Here is a 5,211-nt window from a genome sequence, read left to right as displayed (position 1 = left end):
GTCGGGCCCGACCGGCTCGCCATTCCACCCCGCCTCGAGCGCCTCGGGGATATAGGGCGCGGCATAGGCGCCATAGGCGCGCCGCGTCAGCGCGGTGATCTCCTGGCGGATCTCGGTCCCCTTGATCTTGAGCATCGAGCTTTCCGCGCCCGGCGCGCCGCCGCCCGCCACCGCCGCGACGACGCGCAAATTGGTGGTCTGCATGTTGGCGAGGTCGATCTCGACGCGCGCCATCCGCGCCGCGAACAGCGGATCGTCGGCGAGCGGGCGGCCATTCTTCGTCTGCGTCCGCGCAACCGTCTTCAGCTGCTCGAACGACGCGATCGAGAAGCCGACGCCGGCGATGTTGGTCCGCTCATAGGTCAGCAGATATTTGGCGTAGGTCCAGCCGTCACTCTCGGTACCGACCAGATTCTCGACCGGCACCTCGACATCGGTGAAGAACACCTCGTTCACCTCCTGCTCGCCGTCGATCAGCGTGATCGGGCGGACCTCGATGCCGGGGGTCTTCATGTCGATCAGCAGGAAGCTGATCCCCTCCTGCTTCTTGGCGGCGGGATCGGTGCGGACGAGGCAGAAGATCATGTCGGCATGCTGGCCCAGCGTCGTCCAGGTCTTCTGCCCGTTGACGACATAGACCTCGCGGCCATCCCGCGTCTCGCGCACCGCGGTGGTCTTGAGCCCGGCGAGATCGGAGCCGGCGCCGGGTTCCGAATAGCCCTGGCACCACCAGTCGGAGCCGTCGAGGATGCGCGGCAGCCAGTGGCGCTTCTGCTCTTCCGACCCGTATTTGATCAGCACCGGCCCCAGCATGTTGACGCCGAACGGCACGACGCGCGGCGCGTGCGCGAGCGCGGATTCATTGTCGAAGATGAACCGCTGGATCACGCTCCAGCCCGGCCCGCCCCATTCGCGCGGCCAGTGATTGGCAAGCCAGCCGCGGTCGTTGAGGATCGCGTGCCATTCCTCCATGTCGGCCTTGCGCAGCCGGCGGCCCTCGCGGACCAGCGTCGAGAGACGCGCGGGGAGTTTTTCGCGGAAGAAGTCGCGCACCTCCTCGCGGAAGGCCTCTTCGTCGGGTGTGAAGCTCAGATCCATGACCATGTGACTCCTGATGATGGAGTCCATGTGCCACAGTCGATCACGAAATTGAAGGACCGGTATGGTCGGGAGGACGGAAAATACGGGTGGGTGCGACGCAGGTTAATCCTGACGGTATCGCGTGCCGTCACGATCCTCCCCCGCCAGGGGGAGGATCGAGGTCATCAGAAGCGGTAGCTGAGCCAGCCGGCGAGGAAGTCCGAGTTCTTGTACCCGGCGCGGGTCAGTGACGACCCCGCGATCAGATGCTCGTAACGGCCAGTGAAGGACAGCCGCGACGAGATCGGATAGACCGCCTGGAAGCGGATCGTGTCGGCGATCTTGCTGCCCGACACATTCTGCGTGCCGGCAAAGGCGCTGCCATTGGCGCGGTACACCGCGTCATTTTGCGAATCGCGCCACGACAGCTGATATTCCGCGGTCAGGCGCAACTTGTCGAGCACGGTGAAGCTGACGTTCGGCGCGACCGCGATCAGGTTGGTCGGCGTCGCGAACAGCTGATAGCTGTAATAGATGTTGTTGCCGAACGGTGCGAGCGCGGTGCGCAGCGTGCCGTTCCCATAGGCACCACCACCGCTGGCATAATCCGCGTGGAAGCCGACGCGCGGTGCGTTGCGGCCCTTGCCGAGCTTGTAGGTCTGCGCGAGCAGGATCAGCCACGCCTTGATCGAGCGGTTATCATAGCTGCCGCCCTGATAATTGACCGTCCAGTCGAGATTGACCGGCCCCGCATCGCCCCAGAAATGCAGCCCGTAGAAATTGCGGACCTCGCGCGCATTGTCGGTGCCCCAGACCGCGTTGCGGTTGCGTAGCCGCCAGAGGAACGGATCGAGATAGAGCTTCGACCCGCCGAACAGCGTGTCGGGCAGGACGACGCCGGTCGAGATGCCCGAGAAGCGCCGCGCGCTTTCCGCATCGTCGTCGCGCGTGCCCTGCGTGCCGTAGGCGGTCGGCTTGAAGTCGAACACGTCGGCGCGCACGCCCGCGGTCCGCGCCCAGGCGCGAAAGCCGTTGAACCCGAAATACAGCGTGTTGTTGTCGCGCGGCACGACCATCAGGTTTGGCCCGTCAGCAAAGGTCTGGCGACCATAGCGGACCCCGACATCGACATCGGCGACGGTGCCCGTCAGGTCGACGAACGCCTGCTGCACCGCGAGCTTGTTGCGCAGGTTCGGCAGCACGTTACCGAGATTTTCACCCTCGAGCGTGCCGTGCGCGACCTCGCCATAGAAGCGCAGATGCTCGCCGACATGCAGGTCCGCGCCGCCGAACAGGCGAAGGATGTCCTGCCGCTGCGCCTCGCTGTCGCGCAGATTGGGGTTGGTGGTGTGGTTGACGCGCAGCCGCGCCTCGCCCGACAGCGTCAGGTAGACGTCGCCATCGGCGGCGATCGAGATGAATTTCAGCTGGTCGATGATGTCCTTGCGCTTGGCCGGGTCGCGCAGTTTCGACCAGTCCTCCGCCCAGCGTGACTGGTTGTAGCCGCCCGCGGTGACGCCGTCGCCGACCGCGGCATTGGGATAGCTCTCGGCGATCGGCGAGGCCGCGCTGGTGCCGGCGGCGTCCTTGGACACGGGACCGAGCCGTTCGCGCGCCTTGGGCGGTGCGCTTTCGGGAGCAGCCTGTTGCGGCGCGGCCTGGGCGAGCGCCATTGCGGGAAGGGTCGCGACGGCAAAGCCGGCCGCATGGCGCACGCGGCGCATCATCATCGAGGTCATAAAAGCTATGCGGTACTGGTCGCGGGGCCGGCCAGCGCCGGCCCCGTCGGGATCATGCGGCAGGAGCGGCGGCGGTCGTGATCGGCGCCGGTGCGAGTTCGGGCAGCTGGCCCGACAGCGCCGCGTTCAGCTTGTCGCGGTCGAGCGCACCTTCCCAGCGGGCGACGACGATCGTCGCGACCGCGTTGCCGATGAAGTTGGTCAGGCTGCGGCACTCGCTCATGAAGCGGTCGACGCCGAGGATCAGCGCCATGCCCGCGATCGGCACGGTCGGCACGATCGACAGCGTGGCCGCCAGCGTGATGAAGCCCGCACCGGTGACGCCCGCGGCGCCCTTGGACGAGATCATCGCGACGACGAGCAGCAGCAGTTCCTGGCCCAGCGTCAGGTCGGTGTTCGTCGCCTGTGCGATGAACAGCGCGGCCAGCGTCATGTAGATGTTGGTACCGTCGAGGTTGAACGAATAGCCGGTCGGCACGACCAGCCCGACGACCGACTTCTCGCAGCCCGCAGCCTCCATCTTCTGGATCAGGTTCGGAAGCGCGGCCTCCGACGACGAGGTGCCGAGCACCAGCAGCAGTTCGGCCTTCAGATACTTGATCAGCTTGAAGATCGAGAAGCCCGTCAGACGCGCGACGGTGCCGAGGATGACGACGACGAACAGCGCCGCGGTCAGGTAGAAGGTCGCGACCAGCGCGCCGAGATTGGCGAGGCTGCCGATCCCGTATTTGCCGATCGTGAACGCGATCGCGCCGAACGCACCCAGCGGGGCGGCGCGCATCAGGATGCCGACCAGCTTGAAGACGATCAGGCTGAGACGCTCGAGGAAGTTGAGCACGGGCTTGGCAGGCTCGCCGACCAGGCTCAGCGAAATGCCGAACAGGATCGCGATCAGCAGGATCTGCAGGATGTTGCCGTCGGTGAACGCGCTGACCATCGTGTCCGGGATGATGCTCATCAGGAACCCGGTGATCGTCGTCTCATGCGCCTTGACCGTATAGTCGGCGATGCCCTTGGTATCGAGCGAGGCGGCGTCGATGTTCATCCCCGCGCCCGGCTGGACGACATTGGCGACGATCAGACCGACGATCAGGGCAAGCGTCGAGAAGAACAGGAAATAGGCGAACGCCTTGCCCGCGACGCGACCGACCGCGCCCAGTTCCTTCATGCCCGCGATACCGGTGACGAGCGTCAGGAAGATCACCGGGGCGATGATCATCTTCACCAGCTTGATGAACGCGTCGCCGAGCGGCTTCAGCGCCGCGCCGTACGTCGGATAGAAATGCCCGAGCGCTGCACCCAGCGCGATCGCGATCAGCACCTGGATATAGAGCTGGCTGGTCCAGCCTTTGCGTGCCGGCGTTTCCGCGACCGCATATGTCTGGGATGGTAGGGTCAACATCGCCTCCTGAAAGTCTCGTCCACTCACGCGGGACGTTAGTGAGGGCGGTAATGCCGGGCCGGACCCCGGACTACAAGTGATCACGTCAAGCACGCCAAACCCTTGGATTCGCGTGAGTTTGCTCCGTACCGATGCTTCGAACGTGCGGAAAATGCACATTTTTGCCGATGGCGTCACACGAATCTGTGTGATAATCCGCACAGATGAGACGGACTCGATCCTCGCTGGTGACGACCGCGTTGGCGGTGCTGATGGCGTTCGCCGCGCTGGGCGTGATCGTCTCGGTGGTCGCCTCCGTCTATGGCCGGCGGACGGTGGCGGATGCGACTGCCGCGGTCCGGCTCCGGGCGATGCAACAGACGCGCAGCAACCTGCGGCTGCTTGAGGCGGAACTGCAGACCTACCGCCTGCTCCCGGTCATGCTCGGCGAATATACCGATGTCCGCGCGGCCCTCGCGTCGGGCACGGTCGATCCGGCGCTCAACGCCAAGCTCGCGCTGCTCGCGGCGCGCACCGGTGCACCGGTCATCTATGCGCTCGATACACAGGGGATGACGATCGCCGCGTCGAATGCGGACCGCCCCGACAGCTTTCTCGGCCATGATTATCGCTACCGCGACTATTTCACCAAGGCGATGGCGTCGGGCGCGACCGAATTCTTCGCGCTGGGCAGCGTCAGCGGACGCCCCGGCCTCTATCTCTCGCGACGGATCGACCGCGCGGGACGGCCGCTTGGCGTCGTCGTCGTCAAGGTCGAGTTCGACCGCATCGCGCAGGCCTGGATCCAGGATCACATGGCGACCTTCGTCGTCGATGCGGACGGCGTGATCCTGATCTCCAGCGACCCGCGACTCGAATTCCACACGACGCGCGCGCTATCCCCTGCGCGGCGTCGGACACTCGCGCAGACGCGGCAGTTCGGCACGCTGCCGCTGCTCCGCGCACCGCTGACGCTGGCGGACGACCGGTCGCGCCTCGGCGACGGGACGC

The 5,211-nt window shown here is 65.8% G+C and carries 4 protein-coding genes; 1 reads left to right on the top strand and 3 read right to left on the bottom strand.

The features are described from left to right. From sphsw_RS17230 to sphsw_RS17220, 3 genes are all read right to left on the bottom strand, one after another. On the bottom strand, positions 1 to 1,098 hold a 1,098-nt coding region (locus sphsw_RS17230; protein WP_031441695.1), incomplete at its 3' end, for an acyl-CoA dehydrogenase family protein. A 167-nt stretch (positions 1,099 to 1,265) separates the two neighbouring features. After that, on the bottom strand, positions 1,266 to 2,804 hold the full coding sequence (locus sphsw_RS17225; RefSeq protein ID WP_443024408.1) for an alginate export family protein: 1,539 nt from the start codon (positions 2,802 to 2,804) through the stop codon (positions 1,266 to 1,268). Between the two features lie 67 nt (positions 2,805 to 2,871). Then, positions 2,872 to 4,218, bottom strand: coding sequence for a dicarboxylate/amino acid:cation symporter (locus sphsw_RS17220; RefSeq protein WP_260171256.1), 1,347 nt, complete (start codon positions 4,216 to 4,218; stop codon positions 2,872 to 2,874). Positions 4,219 to 4,448: 230 nt separating this feature from the next. Between sphsw_RS17220 and sphsw_RS19980 the strand changes: the two genes are divergently transcribed. Beyond that, positions 4,449 to 5,211, top strand: a 763-nt coding sequence (locus sphsw_RS19980; protein WP_268745776.1) for a cache domain-containing protein, incomplete at its 3' end; no start/stop codon positions are given.

Source organism: Sphingomonas sp. FUKUSWIS1, assembly GCF_000733135.1.
GTDB lineage: Bacteria > Pseudomonadota > Alphaproteobacteria > Sphingomonadales > Sphingomonadaceae > Sphingomonas > Sphingomonas aerolata.
The sequence above is the reverse complement of the archived record's forward strand: the minus strand, read 5'-3'. Positions and strand labels throughout refer to the sequence as shown.

Bases quoted from the DNA above. Each gene is read 5' to 3' on its own strand.
- sphsw_RS17225 (WP_443024408.1), bottom strand. From the start codon at position 2,804: ATGCGCCGCGTGCGCCATGCGGCCGGCTTTGCCGTCGCGACCCTTCCC.